This is a genomic window from Vibrio hepatarius, from assembly GCF_011806575.1.
GTDB classification, from domain to species: domain Bacteria; phylum Pseudomonadota; class Gammaproteobacteria; order Enterobacterales; family Vibrionaceae; genus Vibrio; species Vibrio hepatarius_A.
In genome coordinates this window covers 218,099-236,429 of the sequence record NZ_JAATOO010000003.1, presented here as the reverse complement: position 1 = coordinate 236,429, position 18,331 = coordinate 218,099, and the positions used below count along the sequence as shown (strand labels likewise).

20 protein-coding genes and 1 pseudogene are annotated in these 18,331 nt (G+C 45.6%); 17 read left to right on the top strand and 4 right to left on the bottom strand.

Going from position 1 to position 18,331, the window contains the following annotated elements:
- Positions 1-15 precede the first annotated feature (15 nt).
- From HCZ42_RS03730 to HCZ42_RS03720, 3 genes are all read left to right on the top strand, one after another.
- On the top strand, positions 16-969 hold the full coding sequence (locus HCZ42_RS03730) for an AEC family transporter (protein ID WP_167419408.1): 954 nt from the start codon (positions 16-18) through the stop codon (positions 967-969).
- An 86-nt stretch (positions 970-1,055) separates the two neighbouring features.
- Positions 1,056-1,913, top strand: coding sequence for a 3,4-dihydroxyphenylacetate 2,3-dioxygenase (gene hpaD, locus HCZ42_RS03725; RefSeq protein WP_167419407.1), 858 nt, complete (start codon positions 1,056-1,058; stop codon positions 1,911-1,913).
- A gap of 3 nt (positions 1,914-1,916) precedes the next feature.
- Positions 1,917-3,368, top strand: a complete 1,452-nt coding sequence (locus tag HCZ42_RS03720; RefSeq protein ID WP_167419406.1) for an NAD-dependent succinate-semialdehyde dehydrogenase — start codon at positions 1,917-1,919, stop codon at positions 3,366-3,368.
- A gap of 40 nt (positions 3,369-3,408) precedes the next feature.
- Here the strand turns inward: HCZ42_RS03720 and hpaA are convergent, their stop codons facing one another.
- Positions 3,409-4,293, bottom strand: a complete 885-nt coding sequence (gene hpaA, locus HCZ42_RS03715; RefSeq protein ID WP_167419405.1) for a 4-hydroxyphenylacetate catabolism regulatory protein HpaA — start codon at positions 4,291-4,293, stop codon at positions 3,409-3,411.
- Between the two features lie 187 nt (positions 4,294-4,480).
- Here hpaA and HCZ42_RS03710 point away from each other — a divergent pair, with 187 nt between their 5' ends.
- From HCZ42_RS03710 to HCZ42_RS03670, 9 genes are all read left to right on the top strand, one after another.
- On the top strand, positions 4,481-5,653 hold the full coding sequence (locus HCZ42_RS03710) for a p-hydroxyphenylacetate 3-hydroxylase oxygenase component (RefSeq protein WP_198044035.1): 1,173 nt from the start codon (positions 4,481-4,483) through the stop codon (positions 5,651-5,653).
- Between the two features lie 222 nt (positions 5,654-5,875).
- On the top strand, positions 5,876-6,169 hold the full coding sequence (locus HCZ42_RS03705) for an antibiotic biosynthesis monooxygenase family protein (RefSeq protein WP_167419404.1): 294 nt from the start codon (positions 5,876-5,878) through the stop codon (positions 6,167-6,169).
- Positions 6,170-6,229: 60 nt separating this feature from the next.
- Positions 6,230-6,598, top strand: a complete 369-nt coding sequence (locus tag HCZ42_RS03700; RefSeq protein WP_167419403.1) for a VOC family protein — start codon at positions 6,230-6,232, stop codon at positions 6,596-6,598.
- Positions 6,599-6,863: 265 nt separating this feature from the next.
- Positions 6,864-7,391 (top strand): adenylate kinase, encoded by a 528-nt coding sequence (locus HCZ42_RS03695; RefSeq protein WP_167419402.1) that lies wholly within the window; start codon positions 6,864-6,866, stop codon positions 7,389-7,391.
- A 23-nt stretch (positions 7,392-7,414) separates the two neighbouring features.
- Positions 7,415-7,996 carry an NAD(P)H-dependent oxidoreductase gene (locus HCZ42_RS03690; protein WP_167419401.1) on the top strand — a complete coding sequence of 194 codons (582 nt, stop codon included), beginning with the start codon at positions 7,415-7,417 and terminating at the stop codon, positions 7,994-7,996.
- A 132-nt stretch (positions 7,997-8,128) separates the two neighbouring features.
- The gene (locus HCZ42_RS03685) at positions 8,129-8,464 is read left to right on the top strand and encodes a zinc ribbon domain-containing protein YjdM (RefSeq protein WP_167419400.1); all 336 of its coding nucleotides are present in this window, start codon (positions 8,129-8,131) and stop codon (positions 8,462-8,464) included.
- Positions 8,465-8,555: 91 nt separating this feature from the next.
- Positions 8,556-8,933 carry a RidA family protein gene (locus HCZ42_RS03680; protein ID WP_167419399.1) on the top strand — a complete coding sequence of 126 codons (378 nt, stop codon included), beginning with the start codon at positions 8,556-8,558 and terminating at the stop codon, positions 8,931-8,933.
- 60 nt (positions 8,934-8,993) lie between these two features.
- Complete coding sequence (locus tag HCZ42_RS03675) at positions 8,994-9,239, top strand: hypothetical protein (RefSeq protein WP_167419398.1); 246 nt, start codon at positions 8,994-8,996, stop codon at positions 9,237-9,239.
- 48 nt (positions 9,240-9,287) lie between these two features.
- Positions 9,288-9,869, top strand: a complete 582-nt coding sequence (locus HCZ42_RS03670; protein ID WP_167419397.1) for a DJ-1/PfpI family protein — start codon at positions 9,288-9,290, stop codon at positions 9,867-9,869.
- Positions 9,870-9,925: 56 nt separating this feature from the next.
- Here HCZ42_RS03670 and HCZ42_RS03665 read toward each other — a convergent pair.
- From HCZ42_RS03665 to HCZ42_RS03655, 3 genes and pseudogenes are all read right to left on the bottom strand, one after another.
- A pseudogene (locus HCZ42_RS03665) lies at positions 9,926-10,075 on the bottom strand (MerR family transcriptional regulator); the annotation flags it as partial.
- A 114-nt stretch (positions 10,076-10,189) separates the two neighbouring features.
- Positions 10,190-10,534, bottom strand: coding sequence for an EF-hand domain-containing protein (locus HCZ42_RS03660; RefSeq protein ID WP_167419431.1), 345 nt, complete (start codon positions 10,532-10,534; stop codon positions 10,190-10,192).
- A 203-nt stretch (positions 10,535-10,737) separates the two neighbouring features.
- Positions 10,738-11,385 (bottom strand): glutathione S-transferase family protein, encoded by a 648-nt coding sequence (locus tag HCZ42_RS03655; protein ID WP_167419396.1) that lies wholly within the window; start codon positions 11,383-11,385, stop codon positions 10,738-10,740.
- A gap of 115 nt (positions 11,386-11,500) precedes the next feature.
- On the opposite strand from HCZ42_RS03655, the gene HCZ42_RS03650 reads away from it, so the two are divergent.
- From HCZ42_RS03650 to HCZ42_RS03630, 5 genes are all read left to right on the top strand, one after another.
- On the top strand, positions 11,501-12,337 hold the full coding sequence (locus tag HCZ42_RS03650) for a LysR family transcriptional regulator (RefSeq protein WP_167419395.1): 837 nt from the start codon (positions 11,501-11,503) through the stop codon (positions 12,335-12,337).
- A gap of 617 nt (positions 12,338-12,954) precedes the next feature.
- On the top strand, positions 12,955-14,265 hold the full coding sequence (locus HCZ42_RS03645; protein ID WP_167419394.1) for a nucleotide sugar dehydrogenase: 1,311 nt from the start codon (positions 12,955-12,957) through the stop codon (positions 14,263-14,265).
- Positions 14,266-14,272: 7 nt separating this feature from the next.
- Positions 14,273-15,754, top strand: coding sequence for a glycosyltransferase family 2 protein (locus HCZ42_RS03640; protein ID WP_167419393.1), 1,482 nt, complete (start codon positions 14,273-14,275; stop codon positions 15,752-15,754).
- 27 nt (positions 15,755-15,781) lie between these two features.
- The gene (locus HCZ42_RS03635; protein ID WP_167419392.1) at positions 15,782-16,957 is read left to right on the top strand and encodes a PilZ domain-containing protein; all 1,176 of its coding nucleotides are present in this window, start codon (positions 15,782-15,784) and stop codon (positions 16,955-16,957) included.
- A gap of 9 nt (positions 16,958-16,966) precedes the next feature.
- A complete protein-coding gene (locus HCZ42_RS03630; RefSeq protein ID WP_167419391.1) occupies positions 16,967-18,325 on the top strand; it encodes a tetratricopeptide repeat protein in 1,359 nt (452 codons plus the stop codon).
- The last annotated feature ends 6 nt before the right edge of the window (positions 18,326-18,331 follow it).

Below are 18,331 nucleotides of genomic sequence, written 5' to 3'. Positions count from 1 at the left end.
TTTAGGAAAGAGCAGATGGATCAGCTTAGCTATGTGGTGATGACGATACTGCCCGTGTTTTTGGTTATCGGTGTTGGCTATGTTGCCTTTAAACGAGGAATCATTCCCCACAATGGCCATAAAAGCTTAGCGGCGTTTGTGTTCAATTTCGGTTTACCGGCGGCGATTTTCAGTGCGCTAAGTAGCAAACCACTTGAACAGATTTGGAACACCGATTACGTCATCGCCTATACCTTGGGTTCGTTGTTGGCGTTTGGATTGGTAGCGGCGATTGCACTGCTGAAGTTAAACAAATCCCCATCTCACGCCGTGATTTTGGGTCTGGGTGGCAGCTTTTCCAACAGTCTATTGATTGGCTTTCCAATTATCTATTTTCTGTTTGGCACTAAAGCGTTGATTCCATTTTCGCTGACGCTGGTGGTCGAAAATCTCATCATGTTGCCTTTGTTATTAACGCTGGCTGACATGGCGAACCGAGAGAGGAAAGGCAGTCTGAAGAAAACAGTTTTTGAGACAACGAAAAACTTGGCGAAGAATCCAATCGTGATTTCGATTGTGCTTGGCATGCTCTGTTCGGGACTCAATTGGCAAACTCCAGAAACGGCGGCGCGCATTATCGATATCTTGGCGAGCACGGTGACAGGCGTCGCGTTGTTCACCATTGGTGGTGGCTTGGTTGGTGTGAAGTTATCAGGCATGAAGCAAGAGATCAGCTTGGTGATGTTAGCCAAGCTGGTACTGCATCCATTGATTGTGATGCTGTGTTTAATTGGTTGGTTTGAACTTGACCCAACCATGAGTGCAGTCGCGGTGATTTTGGCCAGTATGCCTATGTTTGGCGTGTATGCCGTCATCGGACAAAGGTACAACTTGGGAGGTATGTGCGCAGCAGTACTACTACCGACCACTCTGTTAGCGATGGTGACCGTGAGTGTTATGACCACCTTCGCACTGATACTATTTCAATAAGATCAGTAGTTTGGAAGATCAAAACAATAACGAAGCATTGTGCAAGCAAAGTACTAAACAATGCACTAGGTAAAAGGAAATTAACAATGGGTAAACTCTGTATCGCGGCTAAAATTACGCACGTCCCAACCATGATCATGTCAGAGCAACCAGGCCGTTTGTTCGGTTGCCGCCAAGCCGCTATTGATGGTCATAAGGAAATTGCCAAAATGGCAAAAGAGATGGACGTAGACACTATCATCGTCTTGGACACGCACTGGTTGGTAAATGCTGGCTACCACGTCAACTCAAATGACTCGTTTTCGGGCAACTACACCAGTCACGAGTTTCCACACTTCATTCAGAATCTCGAGTATCAATACCGTGGCAATCGCGCGCTCGGTGATTTGATTGCAGATAAGGCGACGGAAAAGGGTGTGTTTACCCTTTCTCATCAAGTGGATTCACTCGATTTGGAGTACGGCACGTTAGTTCCAATGCGCTTTATGAATCAAGACAACCACTTCAATGTTGTATCTGTAGCGGCTTGGTGCACGGTTCACAGCATTGAGTCGTCTCGTATTCTTGGTGAGGCGATTCGCGAAGCCGTGGAACAGAGCGATAGCCGAGTAATGCTGCTTGCCTCTGGTTCATTGTCGCATCGAATTTGGGACAACGATGAATACGAAGCGAACAACGGAACATTTACGATTTCAAAAGAGTTCAACCGCCAAGTTGATTTACGTGTGCTTGAGCTATGGCGCAATCGCGATTACAAGACCTTCCTAGAAATGCTGCCTGACTACGCCGCGCTGTGTTCAGGTGAAGGTGGCATGCACGACACCGCAATGCTGTTTGGTGCATTAGGTTGGGACCAATACCAAGGCGAAAGCACGGTGATCACTGAGTACTTCCCAAGTTCTGGTACTGGTCAAGTTAACGTTGTGTTTGAGGTTACGGAGTAAGGCATGAACTTAAATTACCCAGAGCTGTTTCAGCAGCGCTGCTATATCGACGGTCAGTGGGTGGCTGAAAGCGGTCAAACTCAAACGGTAACCAATCCGTCAACCGGAGAAGTCATTGGTGAGATTCCGATGTTCGGCGAACAACAAGCAGAACAATCCGTCGCAGCCGCGCAAGCCGCGTTCGAGCTATGGAAAAAGACCACAGCAGATCACCGAGCGGACGTATTGCGCAGATGGTATGAGCTAATGATGGTCAATATTGACGACTTAGCGGCCATTTTAACCATGGAGCAGGGTAAGCCATTTACTGAAGCGAAAGGTGAAATCACCTACGCGGCGAGCTTTGTCCAATGGTACAGCGAAGAAGCACGCCGTGCGTATGGCGAGATCATCCCAAGCCACCGTGAAAATGGCAAAATTGTCGTGACCAAAGAGCCGATTGGCGTGGTCGCTGCGATTACACCGTGGAACTTCCCAGCGGCGATGATCACTCGTAAAGCGGCGCCGGCATTTGCGGCTGGTTGTTCAATGGTGTTAAAACCCGCGCAAGAAACGCCGTTTACCGCGTTGGCATTGGCTAAGCTAGCGGAAGATGCAGGACTGCCGAAAGGCTTGTTCAACGTGATCACTGGTGATTCACGTGCGATCGGCGGTGTGTTTACCAGCGATAAGCGCGTGCGTAAAGTCTCTTTCACCGGCTCGACCAATGTCGGAAAAATCCTGATGAACCAATCCGCTTCAACCATCAAAAAGCTAGCATTGGAGTTGGGCGGCAACGCGCCATTTATCGTGTTTGACGACGCCGATATTGATGCCGCGGTTGAAGGTGCGATGATCGCTAAGTTCCGCAATGCGGGTCAGACTTGTGTGTGTGCGAACCGTTTGTTTGTTCAAGATGCGGTGTACGACGAGTTTGCCGAGAAACTGGCCAACAGAGTGAAACAGCTCAAAGTCGGTGATGGCTTTGCTGATGGCGTAGCGATTGGTCCTTTAATTAACAGTAGTTCGGTCGCAAAAGTGCAAGAGCATGTTGATGATGCGGTTGCAAAAGGTGCAAAGGTGCTGTGTGGCGGGTTGCTTAATGATGAGCAACTGTTTGTAGCTCCGTACGTGTTAACAGACATGAGTGACGACATGCTGGTCGCTGATGATGAGACTTTCGGTCCGGTTGCGCCGCTGTTTAGGTTTAAGGATGAAGCGGAAGTGCTTGAGCGCGCGAACGATACCGAATCTGGCTTGGCGGGATACTTTTACACTCGTTCACTTGGTCGTGCATGGCGTGTCGCAGACGCGCTAGAAGTCGGTATGGTAGGGATCAACGAAGGTTTGATCTCGACAGCGGCGGCACCGTTTGGTGGGATTAAAGAGTCTGGGCTTGGGCGTGAAGGCTCTCGTCATGGTATGGACGAGTACATGGAAATGAAGTACATGTTGATGGGTGGATTGGATAACTGATCCTTCCCACATCCTCGATAATGCAAAAAGAGATAACGACCTAGTCGCTATCTCTTTTTTTGTTGAGTCGAAAGTCAGAAGCGGTTTCTCCAACCTGCTTTTTAAAAAAACGCGCAAAGTATGCTGGGTCTTGGTAACCGAGTTCGTAAGCCACTTGGGAAACAGGCATGGGTGTAAGTAATAGCAAGCGCCTCGCTTCCTGCATCACACGCTCAGCAACCAAACGTTTTGACGACAAGCCACTGATCTTGCGGCAAATGTCGTTAAGCCTTGCGGTGGTTAAACCCAACTGATCTGCATACTCTGGTAGCGTCAGATGTTGTTTGTAATTGATTTCTATCATCTGATTAAAGCGGTTAAAGAGTGCGACATCAGCGCTGCGAAACACGGTGGATACAGGTTGAGTGTTGGCGTGACGCATCACATCGATCAGTACCAGCTGCAGTAGTGCTTGATTGGCAACATCGCTCATAAACTCGGTGTTGTCTTGCTCGCTTAATAACATCTCCAATAACGACACTAGCTTAGACGGATTGTCCAAACGGGTACAAAACGGCTGCAACGCGGTTGAAGCGACGTCGTTTCGACCGATTTCAATATCAAGCAAACGCCAAACCAATGGTTGACAAGCCGTGATCACATAGCCGTTGGCGTAGTCATCAGTGACAAAAGAGTGCGGTACTGTCGGTGGAGTAAAAAACAGCGTCGTACCGCTTTCCGAGTAGTGCGCTTGGTCGAGCAATACGTGCGTTGTTCCTTCAAGAATGATATGAAGTTGATAGTAACGATCGTGATAATGGGTGGGCATGTTACGACCAAAAAACAGTGCCAGACTGTCGAGCCGTTCAATATGAAAGTCACTATCGTCATAGCGCGAATCGTAGACTTTGCCGATATCCAAGTTAGGTATTGCCACTTGTTCCATGTGTGCTGTCCTTGCTTATTATTCTTCCTTGAATACAAGCATACCAAATAATAGTTAATATGTTATCTATATCTACGAAAAGTACAAGTAAACATAGGTAACATCCATTTAACATCACATCGAGTGTGGCAATAATGAACCCACATCCCAATGAGAACTACAACAGGGTTTACGTCAAAAGGAATCGATGATGAAACAGCACAATCCTCTACTTGAAAAGTTAAACGCTATCTTGCCAACCATTGCGAAGAACGCACAACAGGCTGAACAGGACCGCACTCCACCGGAAGAAAACATCCGTCTACTACGCGAAATCGGCTTTTTCCGTGCGTTCCAACCTAAAGCTTACGGTGGTTTGGAAATCTCTCTCCCTGAATTTACTGATTGCGTGGCAGCGCTGGCTGGTGCGTGTGGCGGTACAGCATGGGGTGCGAGTTTGTTAGCGACTCACAGCCACCAAATGGCGATGTTTTCTAAGCAAGCTCAAGAAGAGTTCTGGGGCAGCAACCCAGAAGCAACCGCGAGTTCAAGCATTGCGCCATTTGGTAAGATTGAAGAAACCGAAGGTGGTGTAATCATCAACGGTGACATGCGCTGGAGTAGTGGCTGTGATCATGCAGATTGGGCGATTTTAGGCTTCAACCGTTTTGATGAAGCGGGTAACAAAATCTACTGTTTCGGTGTTGTTCCACGCCACGAATATAAGATTGTTGATGACTGGTATGCCGCGGGCATGAAATCAAGCGGTACGAAAACGCTCGTATTGGACAATGTGTTTATCCCTGAGCACCGAATCGAAACAGCAAAAGGTATGATGGAAGGCCACTCAGCTGGTTTCGACTTGTACCCAGACAGTGACATCTTCTACACGCCTTACCGTCCTTACTTCGCTTGTGGCTTCGCTGCTATCAGCTTAGGTATCGCTGAGCGTATGTTGGTCGTTTTTGCCGAGAAGCAGAAAAACCGCGTCCGTGCTTACACTGGTGCCAATGTTGGTGTCGCAACACCTGCGCTAATGCGTCTGGCTGAATCGACTCATCAAGTTGCGGCAGCACGCGCACTGCTTGAGAAAACATGGAACGATCACAAAGAACACGGTGAACGTAAAGAATACCCAGACGCTGAGACGCTCACTTACTGGCGTACTAACCAAGCTTACGCTGTGAAAATGTGTATCGCTGCAGTAGACCGTTTATTTGAAGCGATGGGCGGTATGGCATGGTTTAGCGATAATGAAGGCCAACGCTTGTTCCGTGATTCGCACATGACGGGCGCCCACGCCTACACGGATTACGATGTTTGTGCACAGATTCTAGGCCGACAATTAATGGGACTAGAACCTGATCCAACAATGGTTTGATAGACTAGCAACCAGTTAGTTTCTTTGCATGCCGACACAGCCGCGAGGTTGCGTCGGTTTTTTTGCGTCTATTGCTTTGGTTATATCCAAACCATCAAACGACGGAGCTGTCTCGAATAAACCGACTAACTAGCAATCTTTAAGCTCAACGTAGTAGCATAGAATCGCAACGCACATAGAGAGTATTAGCCAGCATAAGACTGAATGACACAAGGAAGAAATATGTACGCAGTGATTTTTAAAGCGAAAACGGGCAAGCAAGATGCTCGGTATTCAGAGATGGTTAAGGTGATGCGAGACTTAGCGTTTGAGCGTTACAACTGCCAGGACTTCATCGCGGTTACGGAAGGAGAGCAAGAGATCGCCATTTCCTATTGGGAAAGTGAAGAGGATATCCGCCAGTGGCACAAAAACTCTCAACACGCGGTAGCACAGCAGCTAGGGCGTGACAAGTGGTATCAATCTTACGTGGTTGAAGTCGTGAAAGTTGAAAGGCGATACGCGTTTGGCGAGTAAGTTTTCAGGTAAATTGGCTTAATCAAGCCGCTTTCTTAACATGACCGAAAGGATACCGTCATGATCAGTCATATCGACCATATTGTTCTTACCGTCTCAGACATTGAGCAGTCTGTGGGATTTTATAAACGTGTACTTCTCATGCAAGAGGTCACTTTTGCCAATGGCCGAAAGGCAATCAAGTTCGGCAATCAGAAGATCAACCTTCAGCTATTGGACCAAGAACCTCGTAACAGAGCGTGTGTTGGGGCAGGCGATTTATGTCTAATTACCCAATGGCCGCTTACAGATGTTGTCCAACACCTCAAAGCAGAAAATGTCCAAATCATTGAAGGGCCAGTACAAAAATCTGGTGCGATGGGGGCAATTCAATCTGTTTACTTTCTCGACCCAGACAGCAACTTAATCGAAGTCAGTGTTTACCAGTGATCTGTGTGCCGAGTAAGCAGTAGATGAGCGAGAAATAACTGAATTTAAACGTGCTCATTTCTTAGACAATAAATCCGTTGACAAGCCTCAATTCATATATGAGGATGATTGCATGAAAGCGAATAATCCACATCATCAATCTCGAATTATCATCATTCTATAAGAATGGTGGGATTGCTGATGCGCTGAATTTTCTAACCCACCCAATTGAGGTGGGTTTTCTTTTTTCTGCCTCTGGGATCTTTGATGGTTTATGGAGGTTTAAATGAAAAGAGTTGCGGTTTTCGGTAAACCCGGTAGTGGCAAATCCACCTTGAGTAAAGCTTTGGCCGTTGAGTCGGGAATCCCTTTGTACCAGTTAGATTCGATTGCCTATCATCCAAATGGCGAGGCGGTCGAGCGAGACGAGTTTGAGGCTGCTCATAACGACATATTGTCGGAACAGAGTTGGATAATTGATGGCTTTGGACCGATAGGCTCTTTTTATCAGCGCTTAGAGGTTGCTGATACGCTGGTCTACATCGATTTGCCCTATATCACCAGCTACTGGCTAGTAACGAAACGGTTACTGCAAGCGGCAAAAGTTAAACCGCAAGGGTGGCCTGATGGTAGCTCCGCTTTGAAAGGAACGTGGCAAAGCTACAAAACCCTGAGGTTATGCCCAAAGTTTTGGAATCAAGATTTCACTAATAAGCTGGAAGCAATGACGCCCGATAAAACGGTGTATGTGATTCGTTCACTTTCTGAGTTAAACCATTTTGTATCCCAGCATATAAGCAAGCTTGAAGTTTAACGTCACTACGTAAGGAGAACGGCGTGAAGTGTTTAGTTGTAGTTTCCCATCCACTAAAGGACAGTTTGTGCCATTATCTGGCATCTCAAACGGTCGAACACCTTGAGTCAAAAGGCTATCAGATCACGCTAGTGGATCTGTACGAGAATGGTTTTACTCCCGCTTTAACTGAGCAAGAACGACAGAGTTACTACCAATCGACGTTCGATACTACTCAACTCGCTCAAGAGATCGAGCAGTTAAAGCAAACTGAGTCGTTGGTGCTGATTTTCCCAACATGGTGGTTTGGCTTTCCTGCGATTTTGAAAGGGTGGTTTGACCGAGTTTGGGCGCCCGGACATACCTACAACCACGCATCGGATCTCGGTCCCATTACGCCCCGTTTAGACAAGCTCAAAGAAGTGAAAGTTGTCACCACGCTTGGCTCACCTTGGTGGGTTGATAAGTTTGTGCTTAGGCAACCAGTAAAACGAGTGTTGAAAATTGCAATTTTAGGTGCATGTGTGAAACGTTGTCACTTCGACATGCTATCGATGTACAAAAGTGAAAATGCCAGCAAGGCACAAGTGGATGCGTTTGTACAAAAAATTAAGGCTAAGTTTTAGTCTCCAACAGACAAGTAATAGTACCCGTTGGGCAATGGATAATGAGAAAGCAATAATGAAGAGACTAAGGTCGAATCGGCTCGCAACTCGCAGTATCATACGGAACACATTTAGTCTAAAAAGTAGTGAGTTATGTCTTTTCCTCCATGTCCAAATTGTCAGTCAGAATTTGTTTATCAGGATCAAAACAACTTAGTGTGCCCAGAGTGCGCTCATGAATGGAATCCAGAAGAAGTCGCCGCAAATGAGTTATTCAATGTGAAAGATGCGAACGGCACACTGTTATCTGAAGGTGACAAGGTAACGTTAGCTAAAGACCTAAAAGTAAAAGGCAGTTCTTTGGTGCTCAAGATAGGCACTAAAGCAGTCATTCGACGTATCGTTGAAGGCAAAGACCATCAGCTGGACTGCAAAGTCGACGGCGCAGGTGAAATGATGGTTACGGCTCAATTTGTCAAAAAAGCTTAACCTCAATATCGTCCCTTATTATAGGCGCAATGGTTGCTCTTAACTATTGCGTCTTTCTTTCCAACAGATTGTATTCGCAAGGAAGTAAACCATGGTTGAAAGGATCAACTACAATGCTCTACCGAAAATTGCTGGGCCTTATGTTCACGCAACTAAGCATGACAGAATCTTGTATGTTTCGGGTTTAACTGCGTTTGGTACTCCCGCTCAATCGGAAGGACTACCAGAGCAATGCGCGCAAATTCTGTCGCAAATATCATCGATTCTAGAGTTTGAACAACGCAGAAAGCAGGACATCATCAAGCTCACCATCTTCGTAAGAGACATCACTTTGCTTACCACTATTCGTGAGCAACTGTTTGAGTACTATGAAGGCTTTTTACCTGCTTGCTCATTGGTAGAAGTCTCTAAGTTAATTCATCCTGACTTGTTGATTGAGATAGAAACGATAGTCGCACTTGACGACTAAATCTAACTCATTGATTTAATAGCGGCTTAATTGGGCATTTGAGTATATGAGGAGACCAAAATGGAAGAGGTATTCTCGTCATCGTTAAAGACACTCAGAGTTGCGCTTCAAACGATTCTGCAACTTACTTTGCTAGAATCTGTATGTTACTACTTGGGCTTTGCCGTGCTTAAAATTGGCTCATTCGGACGTTTACCATCGAAAGCCTACGTAGAGTCTAAGCGTCATCACGTTAGCTATGTCGGGTTATTTAGCATCCTATTTAGTTTGTTGATTGTCGCAGTAGTGAATGGTGTGCAACGCTAAATTAGAATATGGTTAGTGTAGCTATCCAATAGGCTGCAAGGAGGCAAGATGAACATTGGAATCTACGTTTATGATCAGGCAGAAGTGCTCGATTTCTCTGGTCCATTCGAAGTTTTTAGTACCGCAAAACGTTTAGGTGACGAAAGTTGGCATGTGTTTTTCGTTTCACAAAGCGGAGAACCAGTCATTGCGCGTGGCGGATTCAGGTTGTTGCCTGATTATTCGATTCAGAGTCATCCTGAAATCGATATACTGGTTGTTGTCGGTGGTGTACATACTAGCGAAATGAGCAAGCCGGATGTGTTGGATTGGATAAAGTCGGTAGACCAGCGAGCACAAGTTGTGGCCTCCGTTTGTACTGGTGCGTTTCTATTGGCTAACGCTGGCCTCCTAAAAGGACTATCAGTCACTACTCATTGGGAAGATACCGCAGATTTAAAAGCGCGATTTGCAGATTTAACGGTGGTAGACAACAAGCGCTGGGTGCAATCGGGTAAGTACATTACTTCTGGTGGTATTTCAGCAGGAATCGACATGAGTTTACATCTGGTCTCGCAATTAACCACTAAGGTTTCTGCCGAGAAAGTGGCTCATCAAATGGAATATAACTGGCAGAAAAACGTTAAGTAAGCCACTCGTTGTGTTTATAGCTAAAGAGATAGCCTCATCCTTGAGGCTATTTTGCGTTATAGAGCGCGGATCTGACGAATCTCGTCGCTTGTGATACCTAGTGATTCAAGGAACTTTTGATGTTCTTGCGGTTCGAGCTCCTCAAATTTTTGGTGCCACTTGACCATGTCGTTTTCACTAAAGCCAGCGGCTACCATGATTTGTACCATTTAGTAGTTTGCAATTGGGTAGGCTGGTGAACTGGATCAGTACAGAAACAAAAAGAGAGGTAAGTTGGATTACCTCTCTGCTGGTTACTTTATGTGAGGTCATGCGGTCGTCTATTGAGGTTTAGCGCCTCTCATTGAACCGCGGTGCATGGTAAACTCATCAACGTCGACAAATCCATCTTGGTCTGCGTCAATGCGTTCAAACATTCCTTCACTGTAAGCCGAGTTTTTCATCAATCGGCCTTCTTCTTTACGTTGTTCCTGTCTCTGCGTTTGAAAAGTTTCAAACTCCTCTTTCGAGATTAAGCTATCTTGGTTGGTATCAATATCTTCAAACACTGGTGCTTGAGACATCCCCTTGCCCATACCCATTTGGTTGTTACCCTTGCCAGCCGCATAGACAGAAAGGGAAACGGACAGGCAACCTAATAGTACAGAAACGATATAACGATTCATGACATTCTCCTTTGCCAGTAAGCCGTCCCAAGTATAGAACTCGTTAACCTTAATTTTTGTGAGGTTATACAGATTTATAAGGAAAGAACTTTGTTGGCACGATTGAAGAACAATTGGCCAAGCTGATTATTGAGGATTATTGCAATCGATCAGCAGAGTTCAGTATGAGGAACGGGTTTATCTGCTGATCGAGAGATAGGACGTTAGACAGCTTCTCCCGCTTCGTCTTCTTCGACGATGTCGGTTTCAGTGCTTGCTTGCGTTAACCAAAGTTGCATAGCTGGGCTCTGAAGTAATCGCTGCTGATACGTTCTCGCCTTATCTGACAATTTGATGCCATAGGTTTCAAAACGCAAAGCGACGGGCGCATACATGGCATCAGCAATCGACCAATCACCAAACAAGAAGCCCTCTGGATATTCAGCCATTTGTTGTGACCAAAGCTGATCGATTCGAGCGACATCTTTGAGAGCGCCTGCGCTTAAATGTACTTTGCGCTTGGCGCGGCAGTTCATTGGCATTTCGTTGCGTAGGTGGCAAAATCCGGCGTGCATCTCGGAGGCGATAGCGCGTGCTTTGGCTCTTTCACTAGCAGAAGTTGGCCAAGCTTTACCGTCTAAACACGCTTCGTTGACGTATTCGAGTATGGCTAATGATTCCCATACAATAACGTCACCGTCAACCAAAACGGGCACCTTGGCCGTCGGCGTGATCTTTTCTAGAGTGCGGTAAAACTCGTTGGTGAATAACGTCAGTTTGATGACTTCTGCGTCAAGTTCGTACTGCGCAAGTATCAGCCATGCGCGTAATGACCAACTGGAGTAGTTTTGGTTTGCGATATAAAGTTGCATGTTACTTCCTTGTCTGTTGTTTAATTGATTCTAGACTAAGGGATTGTTTTCTTTCGAACTAACGGATAGTTTCAATGGAATACATTGAAAAAATTGATGGATAGGCATAGTCAATATGGATATAGATGCGCTAAGGAGTTTCCTCGCTTTTGTTGAAACGGGCAGTTTTACGCGTGCAGCAAAACAGATTAGTCGTACTCAATCGGCTTTCAGTGCACAGATGCGCAAGCTTGAGGATGAACTAAGTGTGAGTTTGTTTGAGAAGCAAGGGCGCAATTTAGTATTGAGCGAAGCAGGACTCGCATTGCGTACTCATGCAGAAGAGTTGATCAATCTACACAACAAAGCCTTAAAGCAGGTCAAGCGTTATGAAAACAAGCGCCCGCTTAGACTTGGGTGTCCTGAAGACTATAACGAGAGTATTCTACCTAAAGTCATCCAAGTTCTTACTGAGGCTGAGCCTACCTGTTCAATACATGTCTACAGCCAACCTAGCGTCATGCTTCGCAACTGGCTAGATGAGGGAAAAATTGATGCAGCCATTCTCACTAGAGCGCCCAACAGTGAAGAAGGGCATTGGCTAGCCAGCGACCAAGGCGTATGGATCGCCAATCAAGACTTTGATGTTGAACTCTCTAAACCGATACCACTGGCACTGTTTCAGACCGATTGTAAGTATCATGCTGCCGCTTTGGATGGACTGATTAAAAATGGTCAAAGTTACCAATTGCTCGCGTGTTGCGATACTGCTTCGGCGCAAAGAGCAATCGTACGCAGTGGTATGGCGATTGGGGCGATGGGTAAGCTCAGTGTCACTAGTGATTTGAGAATACTGGCGAATATGCCTCCGTTACCCTCGGTAGATATTGTCTTGGTTTCAGGACCAGAAACACATCCGTTACTTGATAACGACTGCCTTAAGTCACTTCTTAGCGCAATAACTCCGGTCTGATGGGGGAAGTTTTTTTTTCTCCTTGGCTTACGACTTTGTTCATACTTTTCGTGTGTACATATTGTTAAGAAATGATTCTCAATATGGAAAAATAACACATAAGGAAATACTTTAATATAAATATATTATCAATTGAATTTGTTGTGTTGATAATAAACAATAACTTATGAAACTCTCCTTAATTTTTTATAATAACTGTCGAGTTAAACTTAAGTATTAGCTTTTATAAAAACCATTCTAATATAGTGGATATATTTTGTCTCAATTTGTAGACTGGTATTAATAATAATTTTATCTTTATAAAACAGCATGTTTACCTATCATTTTTTTACGCCTCTTATCCATTTTTGTCGATTTTTTTACTTCTTGTTATTTCTTGTTTTGGTTTTAATGTTATGAATTATAAGTATTTTTCTCTTAACTATTAATGTGTGTTCGGCATGATTCTATTGGCCATAACAGCTATTTTAAAAAATGCAAATTAATTACTTTTTATAAAGTTTTCCTTAATTTGCATAAAGATTTTTGTTTGCTAATTTCTTGGTATGAGCGAGACGTTTTATTAAAAGAAAAATTTAAATAATAAATTAAGTTCATATTATATCAAAGGAGTGAGTATGCGCGTTAGTATTTTTGGAATGGGCTATGTGGGTACTGTATGTACGGCCTGTTTAGCTAATCGTGGGCACCAAGTTATTGGTGTGGATGTCGTTCAAGAAAAAGTAGACATGATCAATCAAGGGCAATCTCCACTTGTTGAGCCCGGTTTGGAAGAGCTACTCGTTAAGGGATTAAATAATAGCAAAATATCAGCAACTACTAGCGCAATTGAAGCGGTGATGGAAACCGAAATCTCGTTCATATCAGTACCAACGCCTTCAAAACCGAATGGCGACCTCAACCTCGAATACGTGAATATTGTTTGTAAACAAATCGCTGAGGCGATCAAACTCAAAGGTACGCATCATACCGTGGTCATTCGCAGTACGGTATTACCGGGTTCAGTGATGGGTGAGATTCGTGCGATATTGGAAGAAGCCAGTGGACTCGAAGCGGGTGTTGGGTTTGGCCTTGCGGTTAACCCAGAGTTTCTGCGCGAAGGTACCGCTCTTTATGATTATGACCATCCGCCAATGACGGTGATGGGTTGTCTGGATAAAACGTCTGCGGAGCAACTTACCGAGCTATATAGCGATATTGACGCGCCGCTGTTTGTCGAAACTATCGAAACCGCTGAGATGATCAAATACACCTGTAACGTGTGGCACGCTGTCAAAGTAGCGTTTGCCAACGAAATTGGCAGCATTGCTAAAGCATCAGGTGTGGATGGTCGTAAAGTGATGGAAATCTTCTGCGCGGACAAGAAACTCAACATCTCACCTTATTACATGAAGCCAGGTTTTGCTTTTGGTGGTTCTTGTTTGCCAAAAGATGTGCGCGCGTTGTCATTCAGAGCATCGCAGTTGGACGTGAAACACCCGTTGCTAACGTCAATCATGGAAAGTAACGAATGCCATGTAAACAATGCGTTCAATATCATTGAGCAAACTGGCAAACGCAAAGTCGCGTTGTATGGATTGTCGTTCAAACCGGATACCGACGATTTGCGTGAGTCACCTCAAGTGAAATTGGCGGAAATGTTGCTCGGTAAGGGCTATCAACTGCGTATCTACGATGAGAACGTCAGTTATGCAAGAGTCCACGGTGCGAACAAAGATTACATCGAACACAAGATCCCGCATCTTTCTTCCTTACTACAGGAGAATAAAGAAGATGTGCTGGTGGATTCTGAGCTGATCATACTAGCGAACGGCTGTAAATCCTTTGACACTTTGCTAGACCAGATCTCGGACGAGCAAGTCTTGATAGATATCACCGGCTTTATGAAAGAAAAATCTCTGGGTAACAAGCAGGGTATCTGTTGGTAGTAGCGCTATGTGGTGGCTTGCCTCGTTTCTAAAAGAAGTAACTGGTTGGATTTTTTTGTTGACCGCGATTGGTGGTTTGGCTCTTCTTGTGCCGCCAACCGTGTTCCAGCTAGACCATCCGGATTACATCTTATTGATCGGTGGATTGAGTATCTGGCGTTACGGGGTGGTGATCCTTCACTTTGTCCGCGGTGTGCTGTTTCTATACGTGGTATTTCCAATCCACAGGAAGCGAGCTCTTAGGGCGCTTGAGTATCAGGCGCCTTCACACATTTATCTGATGGTGACCAGCTTTCGTATCGATGCGCTTACCACCGCTAAAGTCTACAAATCGATTATTGAAGAAGCGATGTGTTGTGGGTATCCAACGACGGTGGTTGCCTCGATTGTGGAAGAAAGCGACGAGTTGATCTTTAGAGCGCTATGGCAAGAGCTTCAACCGGATGAAAGTATCAAACTGCGTATCGTTAGGATTGCAGGTACTGGCAAGCGTGATGGCTTGGCGCATGGCTTTCGTACCATCGCGAGAGACACGCCTGACAGCACGGCGTTAGTGGCGGTCATTGATGGCGACACTGTACTTGAAAAGGACGTAGTAAAGAACTGCGTTCCCTATTTTTCGCTGTATAGAAATATCGGAGCGCTGACAACCAACGAGTTTTGCGAAGTGCTGGGAAACTATTGGATGAGCCAGTGGCACAAAGTACGTTTTGCTCAACGTCACCTCAATATGTGTTCTATGGCGTTATCAAAAAGAGTGTTGACGCTCACTGGCCGTATGTCGATGTTTCGTGCTGAAGTGGTCACCCAACCAGAGTTTATTGAAGATGTGGAAAGTGACAATCTAGACCATTGGCGTTTGGGCAAATTTCGCTTTTTAACTGGTGATGATAAATCCAGTTGGTTTTCTTTGATGAGACAAGGGTGGGATACCTATTACGTTCCAGACGCATTGATCAACACCGTAGAGCACCCGCCAGACAAGCGCTTCTTTCGCGCCACAAGGCAGTTAATGTTTAGATGGTATGGTAACTCACTGCGACAAAACTCTCGGGCAACCAAGCTGGGTTTGAAACGCTTAGGACCGATGACGTATTACGTATTGTGGGATCAGCGCATCTCGATGTGGACCAGTATTCTCGGTTTGTCTGCATCCATTGTTGCGGCTGCGAAGTACTCGCCAATTTATCTGGTTATCTATTTTCTGTGGATTTCGATAACGCGAACGGTAGTCACCGTTATGTTGCTTGTCTCAGGGCATAGAATCAGCCCAGCTTTTCCTTTGATGCTGTATTTCAATCAGATAGTCGGGTCTATATTGAAGATATACGTGGTTTACCGCTTGGATAGGCAGTCTTGGACGAGGCAAAAAACCAAACTCGAAGCCCATGACGGCTCGTTCCAAGTCAAGTTCAACAAGGTATCCACTTACATTATGACTTTTTCAGCGGTTTCAATATTTACTGCAGTGTTATTGCATATCGTCTAGGAAAGGGTGAAAAAGTAGGGGTTGGTTATGTCAACGGCAAAAGTGAATTTAGTCCATGAAACCGAAGCGCAGCGCCGACATGCGCGGGTTAAACTGCCGGCGAAATTGGTGGTGAAGAACCAAGATGGCGCGCAGCTCCTACTTAGCGTGCTCGATGTGTCAGCGAGCGGGTTTTCGATTGAAGCATCCAGCGGTCAGCTCGCTACAGACCGCGTATACAAAGGCGAGCTGTTGGTGAAGATCAATTCGATTGAGCTGAGATTGCCGCTTGAGTTTATTGTTAAATACTTCAATAACGAGAGCAAAAAGGCAGGTTGTGAATTTAGCTCATTAGACCAAGAGAAAGCGTCGCTACTGCGTATGTTAATCAGTAAGTTTTTGGCGGGCGACTTGACCACCAGTGCTGACGTATTGGCGACGTTAAGTCGCGATAATTTCGTCAAAGAGCGCAAGCAGAATGGTTCAGGTGCTTTGTCTGGGTTAAAAAAACTAAAAGCATTGGTATTGACGGCCTGTGTGGCTTGCATTGGTTTGCTGGCATTTAGTTACGTCGCTTTGAACCTTTACCAACACTATTTTGTGGTCAAATCTGTTTCAGCGATGATTGATATCGATAAAGAACCAGTACTTTCTCCCACCAATGGATATTACGAACTGTTAGTAGACGTAGCACAACCAGTCGAAAGGGGGATTCCTTTGGCGGTGATTACCTCATCCGTTTATGAGGTTATGAGCACTATCAATAAAGCTGATTTTACCAGCGAGCAACTGAAAGATATCTTGCCACCTGAGTTAAACAGCTTAGTCAAAAGCCCGTGTAACTGCCGTATTGTGACTTCACTTAAGAGTGACCGTGAATTCGCAAAACAGGGCGATTTACTTTTTCAAGTGGCGGCGCTAGATGCTCAGCCGTATGTGACGGCCTATTTCAGTTTTAAAGATGCTGAACACATCACTCAAAACTCGATCGTGCACATTACTATTCCCGGCGATAAAAGTCGCTATACCGGTTTGATAACCAACGTGGTGGTCTCTGATAACGACAAACGACCGGATTCCATCATCGCAACGATTGTGCCGCAGCAGCCACTCGGTATTGGTAGCATTGCGCGCCCGGTTAATGTCTCAATCGGTGAGTTTTTTAGTTACAGCGATGTAGATTTCAGCGCTATCGCTAAAGAGTTTGGAACAACCATCGAGTAGGTGCCAGCTATGAAGCGACTGGGAGTCATATTCTTTGTGTTACTCGCTGTTGGGTGCCAATCCACTCAAGATGTTGAGTTTGCGCGCCTGTTTGAACAGCAGCAGCGTAGTGAACAAGCCGAGCAGAGTTTGGTAGCGATGAGTGATGCTGGGTATTTGAAAGCAACCGCTTTTTTAGCGCGCCTCTACACCAACAGTGAAGACCTAAAAAAACAGCAGCTTGCACGCCAGTATTATCAACAACTTGACCAAGACACGTCTAACGCAGACTACGCGCGTCAGTACGTTAAATGGATTGCCGACGTGAGTCGTAAGCATCCGAGTTACATCCAGTCCGCTTATAGCGCCTTATGGAGTCGACAAACGTTGCATCTGGATGTAGCGGACGAGTTGGTCAAATTCTATGGATGGCATCCACAGCAATACGATATGAGTTCGCTAGAACGCTTTTATGACGATTGGAAAACCAGTTGGAAGAAAGAAGAGCGGCAAGATGCGCTGATGTATCTGAATCTAGTCGCTGATCCAAGTGTTTACACAGCAGATATCGATTTGCTCTGTGCTAAGCGAGGCTCGCAAGAAGACACCAGCGACCGAGCAACCTGCCATCAGCTTTATCTCAAGTTAGCCAAGCAAGCCCAGAACATTAATGCGATAGATGAGCGTATTGAACAAATTACTGCAGATTACCAACGTGGCTTTATCACCGAAGACGGGGTTGCCCGGTGCAGTCGTACACTGATGGATTATAGCTATGGTGGCAGCTATTTGGCGAAAGGGATGCGGCTAGCGGGTGTTGGTGTCAGCTCAGACAAACTGTTTTTGTTTGCGGCGCGCTATGAAATGAAAGAAGAAGTATTGATGTCAGAGCAAGAACTGATTTCCGGTTTAACCGCGCGTGCGGCTGAAGGAAACCAAGAAGCGACTTTGATGCTAGGGCTGTTGTATATGAGGGGCGATCGAGTACCAGAGGACCCAGAACGCGCAGAAAGCTACCTTAAGCTAGTGCTCGAAGACCCGCGCGCACAGCACAATTTGGGCCTGCTTTACCTGTCAGCCAAGCTCGGCGAAGAGAAAATGCAAGATGGCATAGACCTGCTGTTAGAGTCGGCTCGTGGTGGTGATGGCCAAAGTTACATTGAGTTGGCAAAAGCGTTTTATGACACCGCGGGCATCACGCCCAACTACAGCTACGTTTGGATTTTCTCCAATATGGCATTGGAATTTGCGGAGTTTAAGGATCAACAACAACGAGAGACTATAGAAAGCTGGATAAACGAATCAGACCTACAACGAGCAAAAGCCATTTCTGAGCGACTGTTAGAAATCGAAAGACGCGAAGTCCGATGGAGTTTGGCGCTGATGTAAGCGCTG

Bases quoted from the DNA above. Each gene is read 5' to 3' on its own strand.
- HCZ42_RS03730 (WP_167419408.1), top strand. From the start codon at position 16: ATGGATCAGCTTAGCTATGTGGTGATGACGATACTGCCCGTGTTTTTG.
- hpaD (WP_167419407.1), top strand. From the start codon at position 1,056: ATGGGTAAACTCTGTATCGCGGCTAAAATTACGCACGTCCCAACCATG.
- HCZ42_RS03720 (WP_167419406.1), top strand. From the start codon at position 1,917: ATGAACTTAAATTACCCAGAGCTGTTTCAGCAGCGCTGCTATATCGAC.
- hpaA (WP_167419405.1), bottom strand. From the start codon at position 4,293: ATGGAACAAGTGGCAATACCTAACTTGGATATCGGCAAAGTCTACGAT.
- HCZ42_RS03710 (WP_198044035.1), top strand. From the start codon at position 4,481: ATGATGAAACAGCACAATCCTCTACTTGAAAAGTTAAACGCTATCTTG.
- HCZ42_RS03705 (WP_167419404.1), top strand. From the start codon at position 5,876: ATGTACGCAGTGATTTTTAAAGCGAAAACGGGCAAGCAAGATGCTCGG.
- HCZ42_RS03700 (WP_167419403.1), top strand. From the start codon at position 6,230: ATGATCAGTCATATCGACCATATTGTTCTTACCGTCTCAGACATTGAG.
- HCZ42_RS03695 (WP_167419402.1), top strand. From the start codon at position 6,864: ATGAAAAGAGTTGCGGTTTTCGGTAAACCCGGTAGTGGCAAATCCACC.
- HCZ42_RS03685 (WP_167419400.1), top strand. From the start codon at position 8,129: ATGTCTTTTCCTCCATGTCCAAATTGTCAGTCAGAATTTGTTTATCAG.
- HCZ42_RS03680 (WP_167419399.1), top strand. From the start codon at position 8,556: ATGGTTGAAAGGATCAACTACAATGCTCTACCGAAAATTGCTGGGCCT.
- HCZ42_RS03675 (WP_167419398.1), top strand. From the start codon at position 8,994: ATGGAAGAGGTATTCTCGTCATCGTTAAAGACACTCAGAGTTGCGCTT.
- HCZ42_RS03670 (WP_167419397.1), top strand. From the start codon at position 9,288: ATGAACATTGGAATCTACGTTTATGATCAGGCAGAAGTGCTCGATTTC.
- HCZ42_RS03660 (WP_167419431.1), bottom strand. From the start codon at position 10,534: ATGAATCGTTATATCGTTTCTGTACTATTAGGTTGCCTGTCCGTTTCC.
- HCZ42_RS03655 (WP_167419396.1), bottom strand. From the start codon at position 11,385: ATGCAACTTTATATCGCAAACCAAAACTACTCCAGTTGGTCATTACGC.
- HCZ42_RS03650 (WP_167419395.1), top strand. From the start codon at position 11,501: ATGGATATAGATGCGCTAAGGAGTTTCCTCGCTTTTGTTGAAACGGGC.
- HCZ42_RS03645 (WP_167419394.1), top strand. From the start codon at position 12,955: ATGCGCGTTAGTATTTTTGGAATGGGCTATGTGGGTACTGTATGTACG.
- HCZ42_RS03640 (WP_167419393.1), top strand. From the start codon at position 14,273: ATGTGGTGGCTTGCCTCGTTTCTAAAAGAAGTAACTGGTTGGATTTTT.
- HCZ42_RS03635 (WP_167419392.1), top strand. From the start codon at position 15,782: ATGTCAACGGCAAAAGTGAATTTAGTCCATGAAACCGAAGCGCAGCGC.
- HCZ42_RS03630 (WP_167419391.1), top strand. From the start codon at position 16,967: ATGAAGCGACTGGGAGTCATATTCTTTGTGTTACTCGCTGTTGGGTGC.